Origin of the sequence: Puia sp. P3, assembly GCF_050632245.1 — a bacterium.
GTDB lineage: Bacteria > Bacteroidota > Bacteroidia > Chitinophagales > Chitinophagaceae > Puia.
In genome coordinates, this window is the sequence record NZ_CP192583.1 from 6,905,321 (window position 1) to 6,928,596 (window position 23,276).

The 23,276-nt window shown below is 54.1% G+C and carries 28 protein-coding genes and 3 pseudogenes; 14 read left to right on the top strand and 17 right to left on the bottom strand.

All coding sequences use genetic code 11. The features are described from left to right. Positions 1 to 21 precede the first annotated feature (21 nt). The gene (locus ACQ86N_RS43630) at positions 22 to 612 is read left to right on the top strand and encodes a DUF2911 domain-containing protein (RefSeq protein WP_431212519.1); all 591 of its coding nucleotides are present in this window, start codon (positions 22 to 24) and stop codon (positions 610 to 612) included. Between the two features lie 31 nt (positions 613 to 643). Continuing rightward, positions 644 to 2,419 carry an asparagine synthase (glutamine-hydrolyzing) gene (gene asnB / locus ACQ86N_RS43635; RefSeq protein WP_431212520.1) on the top strand — a complete coding sequence of 592 codons (1,776 nt, stop codon included), beginning with the start codon at positions 644 to 646 and terminating at the stop codon, positions 2,417 to 2,419. A gap of 57 nt (positions 2,420 to 2,476) precedes the next feature. Here asnB and ACQ86N_RS43640 read toward each other — a convergent pair whose 3' ends face one another. After that, the gene (locus ACQ86N_RS43640; RefSeq protein ID WP_431212521.1) at positions 2,477 to 2,974 is read right to left on the bottom strand and encodes a hypothetical protein; all 498 of its coding nucleotides are present in this window, start codon (positions 2,972 to 2,974) and stop codon (positions 2,477 to 2,479) included. Positions 2,975 to 3,285: 311 nt separating this feature from the next. Between ACQ86N_RS43640 and ACQ86N_RS43645 the strand changes: the two genes are divergently transcribed. The 4 genes and pseudogenes from ACQ86N_RS43645 to ACQ86N_RS43660 all read left to right on the top strand — a co-directional run bounded on the left by ACQ86N_RS43645 (position 3,286) and on the right by ACQ86N_RS43660 (position 5,636). Then, positions 3,286 to 4,425 carry a cystathionine gamma-synthase gene (locus ACQ86N_RS43645; protein WP_431212522.1) on the top strand — a complete coding sequence of 380 codons (1,140 nt, stop codon included), beginning with the start codon at positions 3,286 to 3,288 and terminating at the stop codon, positions 4,423 to 4,425. Beyond that, positions 4,422 to 4,769: pseudogene (locus tag ACQ86N_RS43650) on the top strand (DUF2400 family protein); the annotation flags it as partial. The gene ACQ86N_RS43645 and the pseudogene ACQ86N_RS43650, both read left to right, overlap by 4 nt. A 229-nt stretch (positions 4,770 to 4,998) precedes the next feature. Further along, entirely contained in the window at positions 4,999 to 5,259 is a 261-nt protein-coding gene (locus ACQ86N_RS43655; RefSeq protein WP_431212523.1) for a DUF2400 family protein, read from the top strand. 44 nt (positions 5,260 to 5,303) lie between these two features. Beyond that, positions 5,304 to 5,636: a hypothetical protein gene (locus ACQ86N_RS43660; protein ID WP_431212524.1), complete on the top strand. Its 333-nt coding sequence runs from the start codon at positions 5,304 to 5,306 to the stop codon at positions 5,634 to 5,636. Here the strand turns inward: ACQ86N_RS43660 and ACQ86N_RS43665 are convergent. Then, positions 5,614 to 5,883, bottom strand: coding sequence for a hypothetical protein (locus ACQ86N_RS43665; RefSeq protein ID WP_431212525.1), 270 nt, complete (start codon positions 5,881 to 5,883; stop codon positions 5,614 to 5,616). The genes ACQ86N_RS43660 and ACQ86N_RS43665 overlap by 23 nt on opposite strands. 17 nt (positions 5,884 to 5,900) lie before the next feature. Here ACQ86N_RS43665 and ACQ86N_RS43670 point away from each other — a divergent pair, with 17 nt between their 5' ends. Together ACQ86N_RS43670 and ACQ86N_RS43675 are read left to right on the top strand one after the other, a co-directional pair. After that, positions 5,901 to 6,644 (top strand): hypothetical protein, encoded by a 744-nt coding sequence (locus tag ACQ86N_RS43670; protein ID WP_431212526.1) that lies wholly within the window; start codon positions 5,901 to 5,903, stop codon positions 6,642 to 6,644. Positions 6,645 to 6,649: 5 nt separating this feature from the next. Further along, a complete protein-coding gene (locus tag ACQ86N_RS43675; protein WP_431212527.1) occupies positions 6,650 to 6,853 on the top strand; it encodes a hypothetical protein in 204 nt (67 codons plus the stop codon). Here ACQ86N_RS43675 and ACQ86N_RS43680 read toward each other — a convergent pair. Further along, the gene (locus ACQ86N_RS43680) at positions 6,842 to 7,489 is read right to left on the bottom strand and encodes a sterol desaturase family protein (RefSeq protein ID WP_431212528.1); all 648 of its coding nucleotides are present in this window, start codon (positions 7,487 to 7,489) and stop codon (positions 6,842 to 6,844) included. The two genes, ACQ86N_RS43675 and ACQ86N_RS43680, sit on opposite strands and share 12 nt — an antisense overlap. Positions 7,490 to 7,700: 211 nt before the next feature. Beyond that, positions 7,701 to 9,071 carry a serine hydrolase gene (locus ACQ86N_RS43685; protein WP_431212529.1) on the bottom strand — a complete coding sequence of 457 codons (1,371 nt, stop codon included), beginning with the start codon at positions 9,069 to 9,071 and terminating at the stop codon, positions 7,701 to 7,703. Between the two features lie 84 nt (positions 9,072 to 9,155). On the opposite strand from ACQ86N_RS43685, the gene ACQ86N_RS43690 reads away from it, so the two are divergent. The 6 genes from ACQ86N_RS43690 (at position 9,156) to ACQ86N_RS43715 (ending at position 13,500) form a co-directional block, all read left to right on the top strand. After that, on the top strand, positions 9,156 to 9,440 hold the full coding sequence (locus ACQ86N_RS43690; RefSeq protein ID WP_431212530.1) for a hypothetical protein: 285 nt from the start codon (positions 9,156 to 9,158) through the stop codon (positions 9,438 to 9,440). Between the two features lie 23 nt (positions 9,441 to 9,463). Then, positions 9,464 to 9,589, top strand: coding sequence for a hypothetical protein (locus ACQ86N_RS43695; RefSeq protein ID WP_431212531.1), 126 nt, complete (start codon positions 9,464 to 9,466; stop codon positions 9,587 to 9,589). Positions 9,590 to 9,602: 13 nt separating this feature from the next. Next, positions 9,603 to 10,301 carry a fumarylacetoacetate hydrolase family protein gene (locus ACQ86N_RS43700; RefSeq protein WP_431217838.1) on the top strand — a complete coding sequence of 233 codons (699 nt, stop codon included), beginning with the start codon at positions 9,603 to 9,605 and terminating at the stop codon, positions 10,299 to 10,301. Then, entirely contained in the window at positions 10,219 to 11,055 is an 837-nt protein-coding gene (locus ACQ86N_RS43705) for a flavin reductase family protein (RefSeq protein ID WP_431217839.1), read from the top strand. The genes ACQ86N_RS43700 and ACQ86N_RS43705 overlap by 83 nt, the downstream gene beginning before the upstream one ends. Before the next feature lie 137 nt (positions 11,056 to 11,192). Further along, on the top strand, positions 11,193 to 12,746 hold the full coding sequence (gene lysS, locus ACQ86N_RS43710; protein ID WP_431212532.1) for a lysine--tRNA ligase: 1,554 nt from the start codon (positions 11,193 to 11,195) through the stop codon (positions 12,744 to 12,746). A 367-nt stretch (positions 12,747 to 13,113) separates the two neighbouring features. After that, the gene (locus ACQ86N_RS43715) at positions 13,114 to 13,500 is read left to right on the top strand and encodes a DoxX family membrane protein (protein ID WP_431212533.1); all 387 of its coding nucleotides are present in this window, start codon (positions 13,114 to 13,116) and stop codon (positions 13,498 to 13,500) included. Between the two features lie 375 nt (positions 13,501 to 13,875). Here ACQ86N_RS43715 and ACQ86N_RS43720 read toward each other — a convergent pair whose 3' ends face one another. The 13 genes and pseudogenes from ACQ86N_RS43720 to ACQ86N_RS43780 form a co-directional block, all read right to left on the bottom strand. Then, complete coding sequence (locus ACQ86N_RS43720; protein ID WP_431212534.1) at positions 13,876 to 14,700, bottom strand: SDR family oxidoreductase; 825 nt, start codon at positions 14,698 to 14,700, stop codon at positions 13,876 to 13,878. A gap of 707 nt (positions 14,701 to 15,407) precedes the next feature. Beyond that, entirely contained in the window at positions 15,408 to 16,958 is a 1,551-nt protein-coding gene (locus ACQ86N_RS43725; protein ID WP_431212535.1) for a DHA2 family efflux MFS transporter permease subunit, read from the bottom strand. Positions 16,959 to 16,969: 11 nt separating this feature from the next. After that, positions 16,970 to 18,022, bottom strand: coding sequence for an HlyD family secretion protein (locus tag ACQ86N_RS43730; protein WP_431212536.1), 1,053 nt, complete (start codon positions 18,020 to 18,022; stop codon positions 16,970 to 16,972). 25 nt (positions 18,023 to 18,047) lie between these two features. Then, complete coding sequence (locus ACQ86N_RS43735) at positions 18,048 to 18,467, bottom strand: TolC family protein (protein WP_431212537.1); 420 nt, start codon at positions 18,465 to 18,467, stop codon at positions 18,048 to 18,050. Continuing rightward, complete coding sequence (locus tag ACQ86N_RS43740; RefSeq protein ID WP_431212538.1) at positions 18,464 to 19,339, bottom strand: TolC family protein; 876 nt, start codon at positions 19,337 to 19,339, stop codon at positions 18,464 to 18,466. Before ACQ86N_RS43740 ends, ACQ86N_RS43735 begins: the two co-directional genes overlap by 4 nt. An 82-nt stretch (positions 19,340 to 19,421) precedes the next feature. Beyond that, complete coding sequence (locus ACQ86N_RS43745) at positions 19,422 to 19,886, bottom strand: hypothetical protein (RefSeq protein WP_431212539.1); 465 nt, start codon at positions 19,884 to 19,886, stop codon at positions 19,422 to 19,424. After that, complete coding sequence (locus tag ACQ86N_RS43750) at positions 19,852 to 20,064, bottom strand: TetR family transcriptional regulator (RefSeq protein WP_431212540.1); 213 nt, start codon at positions 20,062 to 20,064, stop codon at positions 19,852 to 19,854. Before ACQ86N_RS43750 ends, ACQ86N_RS43745 begins: the two co-directional genes overlap by 35 nt. Before the next feature lie 186 nt (positions 20,065 to 20,250). Next, positions 20,251 to 20,819, bottom strand: a pseudogene (locus ACQ86N_RS43755) (aldo/keto reductase). A 22-nt stretch (positions 20,820 to 20,841) separates the two neighbouring features. After that, positions 20,842 to 21,237: pseudogene (locus ACQ86N_RS43760) on the bottom strand (aldo/keto reductase); the annotation flags it as partial. A 77-nt stretch (positions 21,238 to 21,314) separates the two neighbouring features. After that, complete coding sequence (gene lptC / locus ACQ86N_RS43765; protein ID WP_431212541.1) at positions 21,315 to 21,902, bottom strand: LPS export ABC transporter periplasmic protein LptC; 588 nt, start codon at positions 21,900 to 21,902, stop codon at positions 21,315 to 21,317. Next, positions 21,889 to 22,233: a hypothetical protein gene (locus tag ACQ86N_RS43770; protein WP_431218045.1), complete on the bottom strand. Its 345-nt coding sequence runs from the start codon at positions 22,231 to 22,233 to the stop codon at positions 21,889 to 21,891. Before ACQ86N_RS43770 ends, lptC begins: the two co-directional genes overlap by 14 nt. Continuing rightward, the gene (locus tag ACQ86N_RS43775) at positions 22,163 to 22,609 is read right to left on the bottom strand and encodes a type III pantothenate kinase (RefSeq protein WP_431212542.1); all 447 of its coding nucleotides are present in this window, start codon (positions 22,607 to 22,609) and stop codon (positions 22,163 to 22,165) included. The genes ACQ86N_RS43770 and ACQ86N_RS43775 overlap by 71 nt, the downstream gene beginning before the upstream one ends. A gap of 2 nt (positions 22,610 to 22,611) precedes the next feature. After that, positions 22,612 to 23,256 (bottom strand): LON peptidase substrate-binding domain-containing protein, encoded by a 645-nt coding sequence (locus tag ACQ86N_RS43780; protein WP_431212543.1) that lies wholly within the window; start codon positions 23,254 to 23,256, stop codon positions 22,612 to 22,614. Positions 23,257 to 23,276 lie beyond the last annotated feature (20 nt).

Genomic DNA, 23,276 nt, shown 5'->3' on the forward strand with positions numbered 1-23,276 from the left:
AATTTTGGATAATTTTGCCCCATGAAGAAGATCGCTGTACTTGCAGGCTTTTTATTAAGCGTGGCCCTTGTCAGGGCACAATCCACCGGAGGCGCGGAACAAACGCCCACCGCCCAGTCTCCCCTCGACAGTTCGCCGCTCGACATGACCTACTACCCGGTCGACTACCCCGTCCTCAAGATACAGGACAAGGTCAGTGAGCCGTTGATCGCGAGAGTAGTATACAGCCGTCCTCAGAAAAGAGGCCGTCGGCTGTTCGGAGAGCTGGTCAACTACGGTCAGGTCTGGCGTCTCGGCGCCAACGAGGCCACCGAGATCGAATTTTTCCGCGACGTAAAGGTCGACGGAAAGGCGATCAAAAAGGGCCGCTACACCCTGTACGCCCTCGTCGATTCAGACAAATGGACCATCATCTTCAATAAAGAGACCGACACCTGGGGCGCGTTCCGCTATGACTCGTCCAAAGACGTCCTGCGCGTGAGCGAGCCGGTGGAAAAACAGTCCGGCGTGACCGAGATCTTTTCCATCGCCTTCCGGAAAGCAGCCAAAAAGGGGGCCGTCCTTTCCTTCAGCTGGGATGACGTCCTCGTAAAGCTGCCGGTCGAGCGGTAATACCAACCCTCAACCACCAAAACTTTTCGCTATGTGCGGCATTGCAGGCATCCTTTCTCCCGATCCGTCAAGGGTCACCCACCAGCGGCTGAAGGATATGACCGGCGCAATCGCCCACCGCGGTCCCGACGGGGAGAGGACCTGGGTCAACAATTCCTGCCAGGCAGGACTGGGCCACCGGCGGCTGTCGATCATCGACCTCAGCCCCGCGGGTGATCAGCCCATGCACTATCTCGACCGATATTCCATCGTCCACAACGGGGAGATCTATAACTACCGTGAGATACGCGAACAACTGCAGTCCAAAGGTTATGTCTTCGACTCCCGGACCGATACGGAAGTGATCCCGGCAGCCTACGACTGTTACGGCGCGGGATGCCTGCAACATTTCGACGGGATGTTTGCCTTCGCCATCTGGGACGAAAAAGAAAAACAGCTGTTCATCGCGAGAGATCGATTTGGCGAGAAACCGCTGTTCTACTATCAGGACGAGGAGCAATTCCTTTTCGCCAGCGAGCTGAAAGCGCTGTGGGCCGTTGGAGTGAAAAAGGAAAGCAACAAGAAAATGCTTTTCAACTTTATCACCATCGGCTATACGCAGAACCCGGCCAACGCCTTCGAAACTTTTTTCCAGGGAGTCTCCAAACTCCCTGCCCGGTCGTACCTTTTGTATAATGCCGTCACCGGTGATACGGGGATCAACTACTACTGGGACATCGAAGTCGAAAACACGCGTATCTGCAAAGAATCGAATGCCATCGACGACTTCTATCAGTTGCTGATGGGCTCGGTCAACCGCCGTCTTCGAAGCGACGTCCGCGTCGGTACAAGCCTCAGCGGAGGCCTGGACAGTTCGTCAATAGTCGCCTGTATCCAGCGCCAGCCGGACGCGCCGTCTGACATGCCGACTTTTTCCGCCGTCTTCCCCGGATTTGAAAGGGACGAATCGGCGTGGGTCCGGTCGATCACCAGCCATCTCGGCCTCGCCAATTACACGACGACGCCGCAGGTCACGGATTTGGTGAGCGACTTCGAAAAGCTGGTCCGTCATCAGGAAGAACCTTTTGCGTCTTCCAGTACCTACGCCCAGTACAGGGTATTCGGGCTCGCGGCCGGCCACCAGGTGAAGGTCATGCTCGACGGGCAGGGCGCCGACGAGCTGCTGGCCGGCTATCATAAATACTACAGCTGGTACTGGCAGGAGCTCTACCGCAGCGACAAAAAAGCGTTCGCGCTCGAGTTGGAAGCCGCCAGGGGATCGGGTATCGAATGGACGTGGAAGAACCGCCTCGCCGCCCATCTCCCCGTCTATGCCGGTCTCTTTCTGAAAAAGAAACGAACGGCCCAGCAGCGCAACAACAGTGACCTCTCCAGGGATTTCGTCCGGCAATTCGGCGTGTCCTACTATGATATCCCCCATTTCGACCGGCTCAACGGCGTGCTTTATTACAATACGTTCATGAACGGCATGGAAGAACTCCTGCGCTACGCGGACCGCAACTCCATGGCCCACGGCGTGGAGGTGCGACTACCCTTCCTCAACCACGAGCTGGTTGAATTTGTCTTTTCGTTACCTGCGCATTTCAAGATCCGCGATGGATGGACGAAGTGGTTATTGCGGATGAGCATGGACAGCCTCTTACCCGCGGATATCACCTGGCGCAAAGACAAGACCGGATTTGAGCCTCCTCAGATGAACTGGATGCAGGACCCGACGCTCCGTGAATATATCCATGAGGCCCGCCGGTCGCTGGTAAAAGCAGACGTCCTTTCCGGGTCGGTCCTGCATAAAAATTCAGCCGCATGAGGCTCATGCGGCTGAAAGTCATGACTGGCGATATCTTGTCGCCTCGGCCACTATGGCCTAGTTCGCTTTTTTGTATTTTTCAACGACCTGCATATTACCGTCGGCGTTCGATTTGACGGTTATCCAGTTGCTGGCGTCTTCCAGCTTGATATAATATTCGACTACGTTATCCGAAGTCACCTCGGTGACGCCGAATACTTTCTTGTCGGTATATTTCTTCTGCAGACGAACGAGTACGTTGACGGGGAGATTCTTTTCGGAATAGTACCGGATCGAACTCAGGAAATTTCCTTCCTTGTCGTATTCGATCTTGGTCAGGATCTCTCCCTGCTTGAAATTGACCATGTATTTATCTTCCATCTCCGCCCATTTTACCTGTTGTGCGTCGGGGAAGGCTTGTTTAAAGGCCTGCAGCAGCTTGTCGCTGATGGTGTAGGTCATGCCGCCATCCGATGCAGGTCCGGAAAGCGTTCCATTGGCAAAAACTCCGGCGCTTAGCGCGATCAGGCAACACGTCAGGAGCAGGTTTCTACGGATAAAATTCATCGGTGTCATGGTTGCATTTTTTTAAACTTTTGAATGAATCATTTTCGATTTGATACCGTAAAGCTAGTGTGATGTTTCGCGGTAGTCAAGTGAAACTACACTTCCGGCAAGCTTTGATGCGAGCGTAAACGGCGCAGTACTGACCGCATTTTCCCAAAGGCGGTAAAAGCAGAATGCGAACCGGGTTAAACTTTGCCCGAATCGGTAATTGGCATGTTGCTTTTTGGGGTTAAGCTTTTGTTAAACTGGATGATCGTGGATGAGTGGTAGCGTGATGCGGGGGTTGGGCCTCATTTGGTTTTCCTTTGTATCTTTAATCCATGAAACTCTCCACTAAGCTAATCCATGCAGGCGTAGAACCAGATCCCTCGACCGGAGCGATCATGACTCCTATCTATCAGACGTCGACATATGTTCAAACGGCTCCGGGCGTCCATAAGGGCTATGAATACGCCCGTTCGCAAAACCCGACGCGGCAGGCGCTGGAGTCGGCGATGGCGCATATCGAGAATGGTAAACACGGACTTTGTTTCAGCAGCGGCGTAGCCGCAACGGATGCTGTGCTTCGCCTGCTGGTACCCGGCGACGAGGTTATTGCGGCCAACGACATGTACGGCGGCACCTATCGCCTCTTTACAAAGATCTTCGAAAAGGTGGGCATCCGGTTTCATTTCGTCAACATGCAGGAGGTTTCGGCGATCGAGCCGTATATCAATAGCAACACGCGGCTTATCTGGGCAGAGACGCCGACCAACCCGCTCATGAATATCGTCGACATCGCGGCCCTCGCCGCCCTCTCCAAAAAACACAAGCTCCTGCTCTGTGTCGACAATACCTTTGCTTCCCCCTATCTTCAAAACCCGCTGGACCTCGGCGCCGACCTGGTGCTCCACTCGGCGACAAAATACCTCGGCGGCCACAGCGACGTCATCCATGGCTGTCTTGTCATGAATGACACGAGTCTCCGTGACCAGTTGTATTTTATCCAGAAAAGCTGCGGAGCGGTCCCGGGACCACAGGACTGTTTTCTGGTGCTGAGGGGTCTGAAGACCCTGCATGTCCGTATGGACCGCCACTGCAGCAACGGCGAGGCCATCGCCCGCTGGCTGCGCAAGCACCCCAAAGTAGGGAAGGTGTACTGGTGCGGATTTGAGGACCATCCGGGCTATGCCGTCGCCAAAAAACAAATGCGCGGTTTCGGAGGTATGATGAGTTTCACGCTGAAAGATGATAGTCTTGAGGCCGTCACCAGGCTGCTTTCTTCCACAAAACTTTTTGCCCTCGCGGAAAGTCTTGGCGGGGTAGAGTCTCTTATCAACCACCCGGCGAGCATGACCCATGCGTCGATACCCCGCGATGAACGGATAAAGAATGGTCTCACCGACTCCCTTATCCGTCTTAGCGTAGGTATAGAAGACGTGGATGATCTTATCGGAGACCTGAAACAGGCGATTGGATGACCGAAGAACTTCGCGCCTTCCTCGACCGGAAGGTAGCCGAATACAACCGGCCGTCCTTCGTACCGGACGACCCGGTCAGCGTGCCCCATCGGTATACCCGGAAACAGGATATCGAGATCGCCGGTTTTTTCGCCGCTGTCTTCTCGTGGGGGAACCGCAAGACCATTATCCGGAAGTCGCTCCAACTGATGCAGCTGATGGACGACGCGCCCCGGCAGTTCGTCCGGCACCATGAGGAGAAGGACCTGAAGAAGCTGCTCGGCTTTAAACACAGGACCTTCAACCCGACCGACCTGCTCTATTTTATTGCCTTTTTCCGGTACCATTACTCCAGGTATGAGTCCCTGGAAGATGCATTCCTGCTACCATGGGAGAAGAGAGGAATGGCAGGCAATTCCGTGACCGGGACTGCCGCGGCGACGGGGGTCAATCCGACCTATGACACCCGGTCCGCCTTCTCCGCCTTTCACCACTATTTCTTCTCGCTGGAGGAAGACGGCGAGCGTATTGCGCCTCCCCGTACAAAAACATATCTCTACGCCCGAAAAGAATTCCAGCTGCAAACGGATAAATATGTTCCTCCGATGGATGGTCCGAAAGGACGAAAACGGGGTGGACTTCGGCATCTGGCAGCGGATCCCGATGAGCCGCCTCATCTGCCCGCTCGACCTGCATGTCGCCCGGGTCGCCCGGCGCTTTGGCCTGCTGACCCGCGAAAAGGCTGACTGGCAGGCCGCCATACAGCTGACTGGGGGTTTATCCTTATTGGATAGTGAAGATCCTGTTAAGTATGATTTTGCGTTATTCGGGCTTGGCGTAATGGAGAATTTTTAAACCAAAAGGCTGTAACTTACTGTTGAATTTTATTTCGTTGAACTATGGAAAGAACGGCTGACAGGTCGGCTCTGATACAGGACCTCAACCGGTCGTATGGATGGGAGCTGGCGGACTCGCTTACGCTGCAGCAGCTGGAACAGCTACTGGCGGAAACGCTGAATGAGTGGATCCGGTCTGACTTTGACAGGCTTGTACAATTCCTGTACAGGATCGATATCAGCGAAGCGAGGCTCAAGCGGCTGCTGGAAGAGAACAAGGGACAGGATACGGGTCAGCTGCTCGCCGGGCTGGTCCTCGAAAGGCAGTGGCAGAAAATAGAAACCCGCCGCCGATTCAGGCCGGACGATTCAATCAGCGACGAAGAAAGATGGTAATATGCGACTCCTCGAAGTAACCGATCGTTTGACTGCCCAAAAATTCCTCGATCTGCCCAGGGCTTTGTACAGGGGCGATAGCGCCTGGGTATGCCCGCTCGACGGTGACATCGATGCAGTATTCGATCCCCGCCGCAATCCCTTCTTCACGCACGGCCGCTGTACGCGCTGGATACTGGTCGACGACAGCGGAAAGACCGTCGGCCGGGTAGCCGCCTTCATCAACGACCGGAAAGCGGGCAAACATACTGTGCCCACCGGGGAGTGGGTTTCTTCGAGTGCATCGACAGCGACGCTGTCGGCCACCTGCTGCTGGATACGGCCCGCCGATGGCTCGAAGCAGGCGGCATGGAGGCGATGGAAGGCCCGGTCAATTTCGGCGAGAACGACAAATACTGGGGACTGCTCGTGGAAGGTTTTCACGCGCCTTCGCTCGGCATGAACTATAACCCGCCCTACTATCAGCGTATACTCGAATCCTATGGCTTCCAGCGGCAATACGACCAGCTGACGAATTTTCTGGACGCCACCGTCCCTTTGCCCGAGCGGTTTACGAAGATCGCCGACTGGGTGATGAAGAAGCCGGGATATGCCTTCGAGCATTTTTCGGTGGCAAAGAAGGAGAAGTATTTTTCCGATTTTCTTTCGGTCTACAACGACGCATGGAGCGAGTTCGATTCCTTTACACCGCTGGAGCTTCCGACCGTGAAGGAATCCTTCCGGCAGATGCGTCCGATCATGGATGAGAAGATCATCTGGTTCGCCTATTATCAGGAAGAACCCATCGCCTTTGTCCTCTGCCTTCCGGATGTCAACCAGCTGCTGAAACCCGTCAAAGGCCGTCTCAACCTGATCGGCAAGCTGAAGTTCTTCTGGTACAAACACACGCGTACCGTCGACCGCCTTCGGATCACGATTATGGGGTGCAAGAAAAGTTTCAGCAGCACGGTCTCGAGTCGGCCCTCATCCGCTGTCTGCAGCTGGAAGTGCTACCGCGTAATACGATAAAAGGAGTGGAACTCGCCTGGGTGGGAGACTTCAATAAGAAGATGCTGGCTCTTCACGAGGCTACCGGCGCGCGGAAAGAAAAGGTACACCGCACTTATCTATACAGCTTCCCGCCCCGAAACGCTGACAGCATGGCGCAACAAAACCGGCCCGGGCGCCCGGAACAATACGCTAATTCCGGGGATGGGATCAATACATTAGTTCCTTGACCTTCTCCTTGTCTTCTTTTCCTTCTTAAGGTCGAACATAGTCCCGAAAACACGGTCCCAGATGGTGCTGCTCACACCGAAACCTTTGTGATCGTCCTTGTAGTGGTGGAGATGGTGGTTCCTCCACAATGGCTTCATCCATTTGAAAGGAGGATTCCAGGCATGAATGGCGTAGTGCATGCTGCCGTATAGCAGATAACCCAGCATAAATCCGGGGAAGAACATAAATACGTTGGTCCCGATCGCCAGGCGCATCAGGAAGAAGATCACGGAGGAGATGATCAGACTGGGTACCGGGGGCATGAAAAGCCGCTCTTTGTCCCGGGGAAAGTGGTGGTGGTTGCCGTGGAGGGTATAGATGAACTTCTGCGCCCGCTGGCTTTCCGCAATCGCGTGAAACGCAAAGCGGTGCATCAGGTATTCAAAAAAGGTCCAGAAGAACATACCACCCAGAAAAGTGAGCGCGATCCTCGCCAGCGGATATCCCAGCGACGATCCTGCGTAGTAGAGGAAATAGGAGATCACCGGCACGTACATACCCCAGATGACCAGGGGATGCGTCTTCGTCAGCATCTCGAGGTACTGATTCTTAAATAATTGAGCCTGCCCTTTGTTATTTATCTTTTCGAATTTCATGGTATCAGCATTAGGATTATCGACCCCGGGCCCCGCCCGGTCCGGCAAAAATACGAAGAAACGGCAAAACCACCCACGTCTGGCCGTCTACGCCTGCACGAAGCCTATTCTGCATCCGGCGGTGGTTTATTAGCATGGTTATCAATGGATAAGAACTGATAGGGAAGCCCGTTTTCCGTCGGGCGGCCGCTTGTGGCCTTCCGGCCCGGTGCTATTCTCCGCTGTCGTGGCCGTACTGCAGCTGAAACTTCTTCAGATCGGGGGTGGTCTCTCTTTTCCTTCCCAGTTCGTACTGATAGATGATGTCTCCCACCTCCTTAAAAAAGGGATATCCGATCTCGTCGTAGTCGTATTTGTCGTCATTCAGGACGCCATCGCTGTTGACGTAGATCGTGCCGGAGAGCATGAACTCCACGTTGTTTTTAAAGTCGGCGATATAGGCATAGTCCGTCAGGAAACCATAGGCCCAGCCAGGCTTATTAAAGACGCGAATATAGGAAGGTATCTGACCGCGACCGGACTTGAAGAGAAAGAACTTGGTATAGCTGTCGAAGTATTCGCCGGTATCGTATTTCGGATGCTCCGACTCGTGCGGGTATTCCGACATATAGCGGTAGAGGAAAGCATAGTCATCCGCGTGCAGGTTGAACTGCTGTTTCTTTGGCACCGATCCGGGGAAAAGAACGGACTGCAGGATCCGCTGACCGTCTTCGAGGGGAAAGTTGTTGTGCGTGGTGAAGTCCATCGGCTCCCTGATCAGGGAGTCGTGCCGGTCCAGATGGCCGTTCCCCATCAGCACCTTGTGGCTGAAGTCGAACGGCACCGTGCTGTAGGCCGGAGGCTGTGTATACAGGGTCTTCCCCGCCGACACGAAATCGATCTGATTGGTATGCCGGTTCTCGTCCTCATTCATGGGGACAAAGCGGCGGGTGATGCGGATATCGGGATAGCCCATCTGCCAGAGCCTCCTGTTGATCCATTCCTGTCCGAGAAATTCATACAGTCTGCTATAGGCGTCGTTGTCGCTGACCAAAAATATCTTTCGGACGTACTGCGCCACCGAGGGCAGGCTATCCGACGCGCTGGTATCTTTTATTGCCACTGACTGGCCGCTATATGAGCTATCTGTCAGCATCGGGGTGCCTCTGGTGATGCCATAACGGTGAAGGCTATTTATTTTTTCCATCGCCAGAAAGGCCAGCGGCATCTTCACCGTCGAAGCAGGATTAAAATATTCCTGTGGGTTGACGCGAAGGTAATAGTTGTGGAAGCCTGGGCGGTTGTGTTTGTCGCGGTCGATGCGCGTGTAGATCAGCTGGTACCGGAAGGAGTCCGGCTTATTCAGCACCCGCAGCAAAAAGGGGGAGGCCTTTGAACGCAAAAGATCCACCAGGAAAGGGTCGGTCTTTTCCGGGGTAGCCCCAGGGGATGCAACTGTTCGCGGCCGCGCGACCGGCGACTGAGCGGCCGCCGCCTGCGTGACTGTCGGCTGAGCTAAGGTCGGCTGCCCGGCCGACGACTGAGCTGCAGCAATCCGGGGACAAAACCCCGCCAGCAGAAGGACGTATACAATTTGCTTCATCTACCAAAGATATTCCTTTACCTTTGAGCGCCGCTCCAAAAATGGAGTTCTTCCATTTCGGATATGGAGTGGTCCGACATTACCATGAAAATTGTTTCCTATCTCAAAGAAGAGCACGAGCAGCTGGCCTTGCTCGTGGATGGTTTGGTTTATGACGCCGACCGGATCCATCCGGACCTCCCCAACACGATCAACATGGTCCTCAATTACTGGGACGATATGATCCCGGTACTGCACGCCGGAGACCAGGCGATCCGCGAGGGCCGGATGGGTCGCAGCAAGGGTACCCCAGTGGAAGACGTGCAGCTGCTGGCCCCGGTGCCGTTTCCTCCCGCTGCCGCGACGGCTATGCCTTCCGCCAGCACGTAGCAGCGGCAAGGCGCAACCGGAAAGTGCCCATGCTCCCGGAATTCGACCAGTACCCCATCTTCTACTTCACCAACCATCACAGCATACAGGGTCCGGGCGATATCCGCTGCATGCCCGACCAGCTTCGACAGACTGGACTTCGAACTTGAAGTAGCGATCGTCATATCCCGTCACGGGCGCAACATCCGCGCGGCGGAAGCGGACGACTATATCGCAGGCCTGATGATCATGAACGACATGAGCGCCAGAACCCTCCAGATGGAAGAAATGCTGCTCAACCTGGGGCCCGCTAAGGGAAAAGACTTTGCGACTGTCATCGGCCCGGCCCTCGTCACCCTTGACGAGCTCGAGCCCTTCGAAGTACCCTGTAAAGAGGGACATACCGGAAAGAACTGGAATCTGCGGATGCAGTGCAGCGTCAACGGTATTCCTGTCAGCGACGGCAACCTCTCCGACATGGACTGGACCTTTGCCGAGATCATCGAGCGGGCATCCTATGGAGCCGACCTCTACCCTGGCGACGTCATCGGCAGCGGCACAGTAGGTACGGGCTGCTTTCTGGAGCTCAACGGCACCGGCAGACTCAACGACCCCGGCTATACCGAACAGTGGCTGAAAGAGAACGATATCATCGAAATGGAAGTGGAGGGACTGGGCCTGCTGCGGAATACGGTGGTAAAAGAAGACAGCGAGCTATCGCTGCTGGCCATTAAAAAAGGTAGTACCAGCCATGCAAATCGACCTGAAAGCGCTGACTCCCGTCGAACGACAGCACTATCTGCAGTCCGCTGTCGCGCCCCGCCCCATCTGCTTCGCCAGCACCATCGACGGGGAAGGGCGGGTCAACCTCAGCCCTTTTAGTTTCTTTAACCTCTTCGGCACCACGCCCCCCATCCTTATCTTTTCCCCCTCGCGCCGGGTGCGCGACAACAGCACCAAACATACCTGGCATAACATACAGGAGGTTCCCGAGGTGGTGATCAATATCGTCGACCTTCCAATGGTGCAGCAGACCAGCCTGTCGAGCTGCGACTATCCCAAAGAAGTCAACGAATTTACCAAGGCCGGGTTCACCGAAGAGCCGGCAACGCTGGTCAGGCCCCCGATGGTGAAGGAGAGTAAGATAAAGATCGAGTGCCGGGTGGTGGAGACGAAGAGTCTGGGCGAAGAAGGCGGTTCCGGCAACCTGGTCTTCTGCGAGGCCCTGCGCATGCATATCGACCCTTCGATACTCGACGACAATAAAAAATTCATCGACCAGCGCCGGATCCGGCTGGTAGCCCGCCTGGGCGGCGACTGGTACTGCCACACGGGCGAACAGAACCTTTTTCTGGTACAAAAGCCGAATACGCGCCTGGGCATCGGTATGGACGCGCTGCCCGACCCGATCAGGAACAGCCGGATCCTCAGCGGCAACCACCTGGGGCAGCTGGCTAATGTGCATGAAATGCCCGCGGTCGACCCCTCCTTCGAAGACGACCGCCTCCGGCAGATCTTTCAGTACTATTCGGTCAGTCCGGAGGAAATGGAAAAAGAACTGCATGCCTATGCCGCCCGGCTTCTGGACGAGGGGAAGGTGGCGGAAGCATGGCAGGTGCTGCTTGCGCTGAATTGACGGGACCCGGCGCGGCCCCATTTGCGAGCCCGACCGCCTGTTCCCGTTGACAAATCGCCGCATCCGGGCATTCGCGCGGTTCACACTTGGTCCCTCTCACCGGATGCCCTATCTTCGCGTACTTTTTGAATCGTTTTATGAGCACATCACATTTATCAGAACAGGAGCTCATCCGCCGGGACAAACTGGCGGAGCTGAACCAATTGGGTATCGACGCATATCCCGCGCCTTTATTTCCCGTCAGTATAACCGCGGCCTATATTAAGGAGAACTATAAAGAAGGCCAGAATAACGCCGACTTCGCTGATGTCACCCTCGCGGGCCGCATTGTGAGGAGCCGCGATATGGGAAAAGCCTCGTTTGCCGACCTGCAGGACAGCACCGGCAGGATACAGATGTATATCAAACGGGATGAGATCTGCCCCGGAGAGGACAAGAAACTTTATGACAAGGTCTGGAAACACCTGCTCGACCTCGGCGACATTGTCGGCGTAAAAGGTTTTGTATTCACCACCAAGATGGGGGAGATATCCATACACGTAAAGGAGTTTACCCTCCTGACAAAATCACTCAAACCGCTGCCCGTACCGAAGGAGAAGGAAGGTGAGACCTTCGACACCGTCACCGATCCGGAGTTCCGCTACCGGCAACGCTATGCCGATCTTGTGATCAACCCTCAGGTGAAGGACGTTTTTGTGCGCCGGACGAAGATGATCAATGCGATGCGCAGCTTCCTCAACGAGCAGGGTGCGATCGAGGTAGATACCCCCGTGCTCCAGAGCATACCCGGGGGCGCCGCGGCGAGGCCCTTCATCACGCATCACAATGCGCTCGACATGCCGCTATACCTCCGCATCGCCAACGAGCTCTATCTGAAAAGGCTGATCGTCGGCGGGTTTGACTGGGTCTATGAATTCAGCCGCAATTTCCGTAACGAGGGCATGGACCGTACCCATAACCCGGAGTTTACCGTGCTGGAATTTTATGTGGCGTACAAAGACTATCTGTGGATGATGGAGACGACCGAAGCCCTGCTCGAGCGCACGGCGATCGCCACCAATGGTACCAGCATAGTGACGGTAGAGGGAAAAGAGATCGACTTTAAGGCGCCCTATCGCCGGATAACGATGTACGACGCGATAAAGGAATACACCGGCTTCGACATCAGCGGCATGGACGAAGCCGCGCTGCGGGAAGTGTGCCATAAGCTGAGCATCCACGTGGAGCCATCGATGGGCAAGGGCAAGCTGATCGACGAGATCTTCAGTTCCAAATGCGAAGAGCATTTCATCCAGCCGACCTTTATCGTCGACTACCCCGTCGAGATGAGTCCCCTGACGAAGAAACACCGGACCACTCCGGGGCTTGTAGAGCGGTTCGAGCTTATGGTCAATGGTAAGGAAATTGCCAACGCGTACAGCGAACTCAACGACCCCATCGACCAGCGCGAGCGCTTCGAGGCTCAACTGCAGCTAATGCAGCGCGGCGACGACGAGGCGATGTTCATCGACTATGATTTCCTGCGCGCCCTTGAATATGGCATGCCGCCGACTGCCGGCATCGGATTTGGTATCGACCGGATCTGTATGCTGATGACGGGGCAGCCGAGTATACAGGACGTGCTTCTGTTCCCGCAGATGAGACCGGAAATCCGTCCCGACGGACTGGCCGGGTCCGTTGAAAATACGTAATGGCCGGGGCAAAAATCCGCGGAGTCTGTCCCCGGAACGGAGACTCCGGGTCAATAGTTTCCGGAGGATGGCCACAAAAAGGTTGAGCAGCCGGGTACGGGAATGCCGAAGGGATGGACCTCTGGTCTGCGGCCGAAACCCGTGACCGCGTGTGCTGCGCCCGATTCACGGACCAGTTCCACTCCCGCCCAATCTACGATCAAACCCTTTCCCAGCGATCAAAGCTTCCCCCGCGGGTATTTCATGCGGTTCACGGGCCTGGGTGTCCCACGGATGACCTAACGTCGTCGCGTAACCCTGTGCAAAGATTCTAAGGGGAGTTTCCTGAAATTTCGTTAAATTGGGAGTAGCTAAAAACGATTGCCGTATGGATAATACCACGATCACCAAGATTGGAACTATTTTCTATGCCCTCGTTATTGGATTCTTCGGTGTCAATCATTTTATGCAAGGCACCGGTATGGCGAAAATGGTTCCGTCCTTCCTCCCTGGCGGCGTTGTCTGGGTCTATATTACAGGATGCTGCATGCTTTTGGCAGCCATCGCTTTTCTTATCAACAGACAGACCCGTCTTGCAGGACTTTTACTGGCGCTTTTTCTGTTGCTGATTGTTGTCACAGTTCACCTGCCCGCGGTCCTCAATGCGCCGGACATGAGCGCGCGCAGGTTTCCAATGGTTAACATGATAAAGGATACCGGACTGGCTGCCGCTGCGCTGCTGGTGGCTGGTAGGGGCTCTGTTGTCAGCGGTTAGCCACCCGACCTTATCGATGCCGGTCATACCCCGGCCAACAGTATTGAATTAGTACACGGCCTGTCCTCCCTGAAGCCAGCCAGTCGGCCAGCCAGGATATCTATGGCTCAGCCGGCGTGAACCACGCCCCTCCGGCCGCTGTCCGTGCGTGAACCAGCCGGCAACGACGCTGACGGTCCCTTATCCAGCGTGAACCGTCCCCATGTGAACTGTAATCCCCGTCCCCGCGTGAACCGGCCCGCCACGGGGCCCACTGAGCTCAGCGGTTGCTGCCGCGAGCGGTACCACCAACAAAAAACCTCCCGCTCTAAGCGGGAGGACGATGTTGCCTTTTACCCAAAAGGATTAAAATGAAAAGCGTTTGACGTGGCTGTGTTACAAAAACAGGTCATTCATCAGCTTGTGGTCGGGATTGATGGCATACTTGCCAAAATCGGAAATCCCTTCCTGCTGTAGAACGTCCTCGTCTATATAAAAATTGCCTGTCGCTTCAAAAGAAGGTTTTTGTAATATATAGTAGGCTGCGTCGGCCACGATATCGGGTGTGCGACTGCGTTGCATCAGAAAATCCCCGCCCAGCAAATTCCTAACCGCCGCGGTGGCGATAGTCGTCCGGGGCCACAGGGCATTCGCCGCTATCCGGTACTGTTTCAACTCCTCGGCCAGACCGAGCACGATCATGCTCATTCCATATTTGCTGATGGTATACGCCAGATGAGGGGCAAACCAGCGTGGGTCCAGGTTGAGGGGTGGCGAAAGATTGAGGATATGGGGGTTGTGCGCCTGCTTCAGATAGGGGATACAGGCCTGGCTCATAAAAAAAGTGCCCCTGACATTTATATCGTGCATGAGGTCCCAGCGTTTGGGCTCTACCTGCTCGGTAGGGGATATATTGACCGCGCTGGCGTTATTTACCAGGATATCGATGCCCCCGAATGTATTAACCGTCTGGTTGACAATATTATGGATGCTTTCCTCGAAGCGGATATCCCCCTTTATCGGCAGGACCTTGCCTCCGCCGGCCGCCGCAATCTCTTCGGCTGCCGTATAGATCGTCCCCTCCAGCTTGGGATTGGGCTCATCCGTCTTGCCCGCGATGGCTATATTCGCGCCCGCTGCGGCCAGCCGAATGGCAATCGCCTTGCCGATACCCCTCGTTCCCCCCGAAATAAGCACTGTCTTGTTTTCAAATGACTTCATCGGATAGAATATTAAGATTCCGGTAATATAGCATATTTCATTCAAACTCATGGCTTCCCGGATACTACTTTCGGATTTCTTCGTATTTCTACGAAATGCACCGTAAAATCAGCAGTCCAGAAATATAGCATTTTCTCTCTTGTATTGATTGATTTCCAATTGTATGTTTGTATTGTTAAGTATGATTTGATAAGCGATTCCAAGTCCAATGTCCGAAGAAAGAACCGTCCAATGAATGAATGAAAATCCAAAGAAAAACCAATCCAAATCCGAAGAAAAAACCCGTTTTGATCTAAGATCCTTTAAAAACCAAAGCAACCAAAAATCCAAAGAAAAGCCCTGAATCCTTAATCGATCAAACTTATTCTGTAAATCCAAAATCCAAGTCCAAGCATCCAAATCCTAAGAACAAGCCGATTTAAAATTTGTACCTATTGATGGCCGTGAATTGTTGGTTAAGTATCGTACAAGTAATTGAAAAGCCCCGGATAAAACCGGGGCTTTTTGTTGCATGGACTCCTGTGGTTTGAGCTGTTGGTTTGGTTTCCTGTCTAATGGTTATTTCCTTTCCTAACTATTTTGTTGGGCCGCGGCGTGAACCAGAATGTGAACCGCGGAATGTGAACTGCGCCCCGGGCTGCTAACCGCGCCACTGGCCGCTAACCGCGCCCCGGGAGTTGCCCCGGGGTCGGCTGCCGGCCCGCGCACTAGTGCGCATCCGCCGGCATCGCCGTAGGCGTCTTCTTGAATTTCTGCAGATACACTATCGGTATACAGCACAACACGAATACCCCAATGATCAGGTATAAATTATCATAGGTGACCAGCAGGGTCTGCCGGATAACCGTCCCCTCGAGCGCCTGGTTCGCCATCCTCGTAGCGTCGAACAGGCTATATCCTTTGGCCGTAAAAGCCTGTATCATCTGAGCCTTGCGCGCTACTGCGGCCGAATTATAGTCGCTGATATATGAGACCAGATCGCTCCGGACGATCCCCGATTTGATGTGGATCAGCGTGGTCAGTATGGCGATACCAAAGGACCCGCCCAGCTGACGCATCATATTGTTCAGACCCGTACCCTGTCCTATCTCGGGGCCCTTCAGGTCCTGGATGGCCAGCGTCGTCAGCGGAACGAAGAGGATCGACATCCCGACACCACGAACGATCAGCGGCCAGAAGAAATCGCTCACTCCCGACTCCAGCGTCGAGTTGGACAGCATCCACGTAAACACAAAGAACAGGAAGAACCCTCCGGTGGCCATCAGCTGCCCGGGCACGCCTCTTTTCAGCATCGCTCCCACGAATGGCATCATACAAATGGTCGCCATCCCGCCGGGGAACAGCAGTTCCCCCGTCTGCTGGGCCGAAAAACCCAAAAGGTTCTGACAAAATACCGGGAATATGAAGACCGATCCGTATAGCGCAAAACCCAGGACGAACGAAGTGACGATCCCGACCGCAAAACTTCGGTTCTTGAGGATCCGGAAATTGACCACCGGGTGATCCGTACTCAGCTCGCGCCAGATGAACAGTATGGCTGCGACTACCGTCGTAAAGGCCAGCACCGTAATATAGGTCTTCGAAAACCAGTCCTCACTCTCGCCCTTTTCCAGCACCACCTGCAGACTACCCACGCCAATGGCGAGAAATAGAATGCCCCACCAGTCGACGGGCTTGCCTTTCGCGTATTTCGGGGATTCCCGTACAAAGACCGACACACAAAAAGCGGCGATCGCACCCACGGGTATGTTTACATAAAAGATCCAGGGCCGGGAATAGTGGTCGGTGATATATCCGCCGATGGTAGGACCTACCGTCGGACCAACGACCGCACCCATACCGAAGAGGGCCGTCGCCATCCCGATCTCTTCTCTCGGCCAGGTCTCCATCAGGATCGCCTGAGCCGTAGACAGCAAGCCGCCGCCGGCCAGCCCCTGTAGCAGGCGGAACGCCACCAGCTCGGTCAGGCTATGCGCATTACCGCAGAGGAAAGAGAACAGTGTAAATGCAAGGATGGAAGTTATAAAGTAGTTCTTCCGGCCGAACCTGTCGCCAAGCCAGCCCGACATAGGGAGTACGATCACGTTGGCCACGGCATATCCGGTCACGATCCAGCCCGCGTCATCCAGGGTCGCTCCCAGGTTGCCCATGATCTGCGGCAGGGCCACATTCACGATCGTCGTATCGATCAGCTCAAGCAGGGAGGCGACGATCACCGTGATCGTGATGATCCATTTTCTAAAGCCATGTTCTGCCATGATGAATATTTTTATTTAGTATGTACGACTACGAATACGCTCATCCCCGGACGCAGGTTCCTGCGGATAAAGGAGGAGTCGGCTTCGATCTTTATCCTCACCGGCACGCGCTGTACGACCTTTACGAAGTTGCCCGTTGCATTGTCGGGAGGCAGCAGGGAGAACTTGGCGCCGGTGGCACCCGAGAACGACTCGATCGAACCCTGGAACGCGCTGTCGGGAAAGGCGTCCGCCGTAACGTCGACCTTCTCGCCGATCCGCAGTTTTTCCAGCTGCGTCTCCTTGAAATTGGCGGTTATATAAATGCCTTTGTCGTTGACGACGGCGAACAGCGTCTGACCGGCCTGTACCAGCTGACCCAGCTGGATATTACGTTTGGAAACGACCCCGGTCGCGGGAGCGGTGATCACCGTATAGGACAGCTGCAGCTTTGCAAAATCTACGTCCGCCTGGCGGGATGCGATATTGCTGGCCGTGGCGCCTACCTGCTTCTCGTTGGTGCTGACCCTGCGTGCCTGTGTAGGCACCTGGCTCTGTGCTATTGTTAGGGCAGCCTCGGCAGATTCCTTTTCCGCCTTCGCATCGTCGAACTGCGCCTTGGTGATGGCGTGGTCATTATAGAGATTTTCATAACGGGTGTAGTCCTCGCCCGCCTTCCATACCCGGACCTTCGCAGCAGCGACGTTGGCCTGGGCCGTGGCGATGCTGGTCTTTGCCTCGTCCACCTGATACTGCGACACGTCCACGTTCTGGCGGCTGGAGGACAGCGCCGCGGTGGCCTGCTGCAGCTTTACCTGATAGTCCCTGTCATCCAGTACGACAAGGGTATCGCCCTCGTGGACCAGCTGGTTGTCCTGAAACCGGATCTCCTTTACGTATCCGCCGACACGCGCAACCACAGGGCTGATGTCCGCATCCACCTGGGCGTTATCCGTCGTCTCGTGGCTCTGGTAATACAAATATTCCTTTACGGTAAAGATCAAAGCGCCCACCAGCACCAGCGAGAGGATGATGGGGAAAACCAGCTTTTTGCGACCTTTTTTCGGAGTGTTATTCTGTTCCATATAATTTACAAATGCGATTTAGAATTTAGAGATGAATTTTTCCGGTTGACCTCAGGACGTCGTAATAGGAAATAGTAGCGTCCGACTTGGCCAGTTCAAGGTTGACCCTCGCCTGATACAGCTGGGTCTGTGCGTCGATACGATCGGTCGTGTTGACCAGGTTGTTCCTGAACTTCGATTCCGTTATCCGCTCGTTCTCCGTCGCCTGATCCACGGCTACCTGGAGGATCTTTATCTTTTCCAGCGCCGTTTGATAGAGCATGAACTGCCGGTGAACGTCCTGATGGATATCGTCCATCGCCTGGTCTTTGGCCGTATTCAGCTCCTTCCGCTGCAGGGAAGCCTCGCGCTCCTTGTTCTTATTCTTATACAGTGTACCGATATCCCATGAGGCTCCGATGCCGAGGGTGATAGGGGCGATGAGGTTGTTATTCGTCGGGATCACCTGACCGGTCGGGTTGATGTAATAGGCTCCGGCAGGGCCGCAACCGTCGGCAGCCGCTGGTCGTGGATCTTCTTTACGTTGATGTCGGCGATCTTCGACTGATAGCCGAGGTCCTGCAGTTCGCGCCGGTTGGTCTCAGCCTGCTGAACCAGGTCCGTATAGACAAAGGTCTCGTTCACCTTGTAGTCCAGCTTCGGAAGAATGATCTGCGTAGAATCGGGAAGACCCAGCAGCACGTTCATGTTGTAGTTGGCAATTTTTCTGTTGTTCTCCAGCTCGACCTCGGTCAGCAGGATCTGCGACTTCTGCAGCTGATAGCGCAGCACGTCGTTCTGCGTGGCAAGACCACGGGACTCGTATTTCGTGATCTCCTCCAGCTTGCTCTGTACGTCCTGCATATTCTGCGCAACGATCAGCTGGTTTTCGAGGATCTTGTCGTAGTTGAGATAGGAATTGATCACCAGCCAGATGATGTCTTCCTTGTCCTTGTCCGCATCCAGTCTGTTCATCTGCACCAGCAGGTCCGCCGACTGCCGCGCATACTTAAACTGGTTACCGTTAAAGATCGGTTCGCTCACCGACAAGGTTCCCACATAGGCGGGGAAGTCAAACGGTATCTTGACCGGGTCTTTGGTCACGCCGGGAATGTTTATCAGACGGGAGAGCATCAGCGCGTGCAAATACTGAAAGCTGACCTTTGCATCGGGCAGACGCAGGTCTTTGGCCTGATCAAATCTTGCCAGCGCTTCGTCGATCTTATACTGTGACCTCTTGAGTTGTTTGCTGTTCTGTATCCCCATCTGCACCGCTTCGTCCAGGTTGAGCGTCCTGGTCTGGGCATCGGCGATAAAGACAGTAAAAGTAAGAAGCATAGAACTCCTAATAGCCTTTTTTCCATTTTTTGCTTTATTTAATTCTTCGGTTCGTAAGTTGGGTGATCGCAAACCTCATTCCCTATTGAGGGTCGACCTCGTTCCTGATGTCCAGGTGGGCCCTAAGCAGTTGCTTGAGGTGCGATTTGAGACGGACGGCGAGTCTCTGACGGTATGTTTCGTCGTTGACATTTTCCTGTAAGGCAAGAATCAGGCAGCTGTAAGATCGGGATTGGGTATAGGAGGAGATGGTCCCCATGATGGTTCCCACCGTCATGGGGATATCCACCTGCCGAAACAGCTTTTTCTGCTGTCCGTCCGCTATGATCTTCGTTATCTGATCCAAATTGCGCATCTTGATCGTAATCACCTTGTTTTTTATCTCATCCGATCTATAGTTCGTCGCGGACTCCTGGTACATGATGTTGTGAAAAGGAAGGTTGTTTAATATCCGGTCTACATAAAACTCTACCAGTCTGTCTATCTTATCCCAAGGACTTAGCGATTCATTTTTATTCAGTTCTTCGAGTATGCCATAGGCATACATGGCGCGAAAATTCTATCAGGGCTTCCAGTAACTTTTCCTTCGAGCCAAAGTAATAAGAGATCATTGCGAGGTTGACGCCTGCCAGTTGAGCAATATCCCGGACCGATGTCCCATCAAAACCCTTCTCTGCAAATAACTTCTCCGCCGATGTGAGAATATGTTCTCTTTTATCTGACATGTATTGATTTCTCCTGATTACCCGGCAAAGTTAAACAAACGTTTGAATTAAACAAACGTTTAATTGAATATTTTATAATTGTATCGGGTTTGGGACCGCCCGAAAACGGCAAAGGAGCCTCTTACGAGACTCCTTTTCAGTAGTTTATATATTATCGACCATATTGGAAAATTGGTCGGTTCGTCGCTAGTTGCTATCCCAGAACGGCTTGTTCTCCAGTATCCCTTCAATTTCTTCCAATACAGCGGGCGTTAATTTCGGCAATACGTCCAGCGCTCTGAAATTTTCCAGCAGCTGTTCCTTCTTCGTCGCTCCGACAATAGCGCTCGTCACGTTCTTGTTGTTGATACACCACGCGATCGCCAGCGCCGCCAGCGAACAATCCAGCCGCTGGGCCAGACTTGTCAGGCGTCCTACCTTGCCGATCCTGTCTTCCTGCAGCCAGCGCTTCTTCAGCCACTCGAAGCCAGGCAGGGACAGTCTCGAACCTTCGGGTATCCCTCCCTGATATTTACCGGTAAGGAAGCCGGCCGCCAGGGACTGAAGATGGTTGTACCCATTCCGACGTTGCGGAAGATAGAGGTATAGTCCAGCTCCATCTTGTAGCGCTCGAACATATTGTACTGGGGCTGCTCCATCGTCGGGGCTATCAGGCTGTATCGCTGGGCCACGGCGTGCGCTTCCATGATCTCCGCGCCGCTCCACTGACTGGTTCCCCAGTAGAGCACCTTTCCCTGCTGAATCAGATTGTGCATCGTCCAGACCAGCTTCCTCCATCGGCACGTTGGCGTCGGGGCGGTGACAGTAGTAAAGGTCGATGTAGTCCGTCTGAAGGCGCTGCAGCGCCTCGTTGCAGGCTTCCACCAGATGCTTGCGGCTAAGTCCGGTCTGGTTGGGCAGCAGCTTTTTCCGGGAACCGAAATAGGCCTTGGACGAAAGCACATATGACGTACGGTCCCAGCCCTTCTTCTTCAGAACCCGGCCCATCATGAGTTCGCTCTCGCCGTCGGCATAGGTCTCGGCATTGTCAAAGAAATTGATCCCCCTGTCATAGGCAATGCCCATCAGTTCGTCGGCGTGCTTGTCCTCGATCTGGCCGTGAAATGTCACCCAGCTCCCATAAGAGAGTACGCTCAGCTGTAGTCCCGATCTTCCTAAACGACGATATTCCATATTTTTTAGCTTGAATTTACGACTCGCTTCCCGCGGGTCGCCCGCGCGGCAGGCTCATAATTTACTTAGGGTGGCCCTTATTTCGGAATATTATTCCCCGCTGTCAGTACGGTACCCGTCAGCTTGCGGATGGTGTACCAGCGGAAGTTCTGGTCCGCTTCCATCCCGGTGCCGAACAGGATCTTGTCCTTAGTATAGATACGTACCGGCTTGTCGGTCGTAAACCGCTCTGTATGCTGGTCCCACCACAACTCCTGACAGCGCACGGTGTCGCCTTTCTGGATGTTCTTTACGACTACGGAGTCCCGGAGAAAGACCTTTTCCTGGTTCTGCAGGTATTTGCCATATAGGGCGTCCAGCTGGCTCTCCACCTGCATCGCAGCATTATAGAAATCCACGTGCAGGGTCCGTGGGAATTCGGCATAGGGCGAGTCCGTACGCTGATATCGGAGCATGAACGGCGCGGTCAGCTTGCCTTTGACCTTTGCATCGAGCTTTCCGGTCGAGTCATTGTTCGGCTCGCTCAGCAAACCTTCTATATTCGTCGCCTCCTCCGGCACGATCTGCCGGGGGAGGGTAACCTCCTTTTCTTTTTTCTTATCGCAAGCGGCAAAAAAGAGACCGAAGACCCCCAGCAGGACGAATATTTTTTTAGTTGATCTCACTGATGGCATATAGGCCTTTATAGATTAAGAACGGGTCTGCAAATATCTTCTTTTTCAGGTGGCGGGAAAAATAAGCCGAGTCTCCGCCGCTTAAGAGCACGTTAAAATTGTCGTATTTCTCCCCGTAAGCCTCAATGATCCCGTCGATCTCCTTCGCCATCCCCAGAATAACGCCGCTGAGGATATTCGTCCGGGTGTCATAGCCGGCCAGGGGAAGTTCCAGTCGGCCTTTACCAGCGGGAGTTTTGCCGTAAATGCGTTCAGGGATTTGAACCGCATTTCCATGCCGGGGAGATGCCGCCGCCGATGAATTCGCCGTATTTGTTGACAAAATTATACGTAATGGCGGACCCCAGACCGATCACCAGGTTGTTTTTACCGGGGAAAAGCGTAACCGCGGCGGCGGCGAGGGCGAGCCTGTCTGCACCGATAGTTTCCGGTTTACCGACGGGTGTGGTTACCGGCAGCCGCGAAAGATGACCCAGTCTGTGAAAATGGGTGGACTTTTTCAGCAGCTCTTCCATTTCCGGATCGTGTTCAATTACTGAAGACAGGATGGACCTGTCGGGTCGCCAGGCTGCGATCAGCCGACCGATGGTCTCGTGGCCGTCGTCTTCCAGCACGAGTTCTTTTGTGAAATTCCCATCTACGAATACGGCGCATTTCTTCCGGGTGTTGCCAAAGTCAAAACAGAGGGTCGTAGGCATGTCTAGTCTTCAAATTTGAATGAGGAGAGGTTTTTGAAATGGCCGTTCAATTTCACCCTTTCCTTCAGCGTCTCCATCTCGGCGATCACGGGCAGCACTTTTCCCAGGTGCCGTTTGAGATATTCCTGCCGCTGCACTTCCTGAAGCAGTCCCAGCAGCTCGTATTCCTGTTCGAGGGTCAGCCCTGCGTGATGGGCGATATCGTAGGTCGCGAGCTCTTCGTCGGGCTTGTGAAAGTCCTTGGATATGTTCAGCAGCCGGTGCAGCTCGCGTACGGCGATGATGACCTTGTTCATCAGGTCCCGCTTGCCCGGCCCTTCGATATTGTCGGGATAGTTGACGATAGCGCCGCTGAACAGCTTGTCCGGGACGGTCTTGATCAATTCGAGCACGCGGAATACGCGCATGCCCTGTGTCCTGATATCCATTTCGCCGTTGTCGTATACCTTCACCAGCTCGGTAATTCTCACCAGTGTCCCCATCTCATTCAACCTGTTATCGATCACCGTCGGGATGCCGAAAGGTTTCCCCTCTGCATGACATTCATTGACAAGTTGTTTATAACGCGGTTCAAATATATGCAGGTTCACCATCTCTCCCGGAAATACTACTATGCTCAGGGGAAAAACAGGAATGAAATTCGTCATAACTACAAAACTAGGTTTTT

Coding starts and splice junctions, on each gene's coding strand:
- ACQ86N_RS43745 (WP_431212539.1), bottom strand. CDS start 19,886: ATGTATGCCTATGGCATACTCGAAGAACTGAATAAAAATGAATCGCTA.
- ACQ86N_RS43660 (WP_431212524.1), top strand. CDS start 5,304: ATGGAAAGAACGGCTGACAGGTCGGCTCTGATACAGGACCTCAACCGG.
- lysS (WP_431212532.1), top strand. CDS start 11,193: ATGAGCACATCACATTTATCAGAACAGGAGCTCATCCGCCGGGACAAA.
- ACQ86N_RS43685 (WP_431212529.1), bottom strand. CDS start 9,071: ATGAAGCAAATTGTATACGTCCTTCTGCTGGCGGGGTTTTGTCCCCGG.
- ACQ86N_RS43680 (WP_431212528.1), bottom strand. CDS start 7,489: ATGAAATTCGAAAAGATAAATAACAAAGGGCAGGCTCAATTATTTAAG.
- ACQ86N_RS43665 (WP_431212525.1), bottom strand. CDS start 5,883: ATGTTTGCCCGCTTTCCGGTCGTTGATGAAGGCGGCTACCCGGCCGAC.
- ACQ86N_RS43630 (WP_431212519.1), top strand. CDS start 22: ATGAAGAAGATCGCTGTACTTGCAGGCTTTTTATTAAGCGTGGCCCTT.
- asnB (WP_431212520.1), top strand. CDS start 644: ATGTGCGGCATTGCAGGCATCCTTTCTCCCGATCCGTCAAGGGTCACC.
- ACQ86N_RS43690 (WP_431212530.1), top strand. CDS start 9,156: ATGAAAATTGTTTCCTATCTCAAAGAAGAGCACGAGCAGCTGGCCTTG.
- ACQ86N_RS43655 (WP_431212523.1), top strand. CDS start 4,999: ATGTTCCTCCGATGGATGGTCCGAAAGGACGAAAACGGGGTGGACTTC.
- ACQ86N_RS43750 (WP_431212540.1), bottom strand. CDS start 20,064: ATGTCAGATAAAAGAGAACATATTCTCACATCGGCGGAGAAGTTATTT.
- ACQ86N_RS43645 (WP_431212522.1), top strand. CDS start 3,286: ATGAAACTCTCCACTAAGCTAATCCATGCAGGCGTAGAACCAGATCCC.
- ACQ86N_RS43640 (WP_431212521.1), bottom strand. CDS start 2,974: ATGACACCGATGAATTTTATCCGTAGAAACCTGCTCCTGACGTGTTGC.
- ACQ86N_RS43715 (WP_431212533.1), top strand. CDS start 13,114: ATGGATAATACCACGATCACCAAGATTGGAACTATTTTCTATGCCCTC.
- ACQ86N_RS43725 (WP_431212535.1), bottom strand. CDS start 16,958: ATGGCAGAACATGGCTTTAGAAAATGGATCATCACGATCACGGTGATC.
- ACQ86N_RS43775 (WP_431212542.1), bottom strand. CDS start 22,609: ATGCCTACGACCCTCTGTTTTGACTTTGGCAACACCCGGAAGAAATGC.
- ACQ86N_RS43780 (WP_431212543.1), bottom strand. CDS start 23,256: ATGACGAATTTCATTCCTGTTTTTCCCCTGAGCATAGTAGTATTTCCG.
- ACQ86N_RS43720 (WP_431212534.1), bottom strand. CDS start 14,700: ATGAAGTCATTTGAAAACAAGACAGTGCTTATTTCGGGGGGAACGAGG.
- ACQ86N_RS43740 (WP_431212538.1), bottom strand. CDS start 19,339: ATGCTTCTTACTTTTACTGTCTTTATCGCCGATGCCCAGACCAGGACG.
- ACQ86N_RS43730 (WP_431212536.1), bottom strand. CDS start 18,022: ATGGAACAGAATAACACTCCGAAAAAAGGTCGCAAAAAGCTGGTTTTC.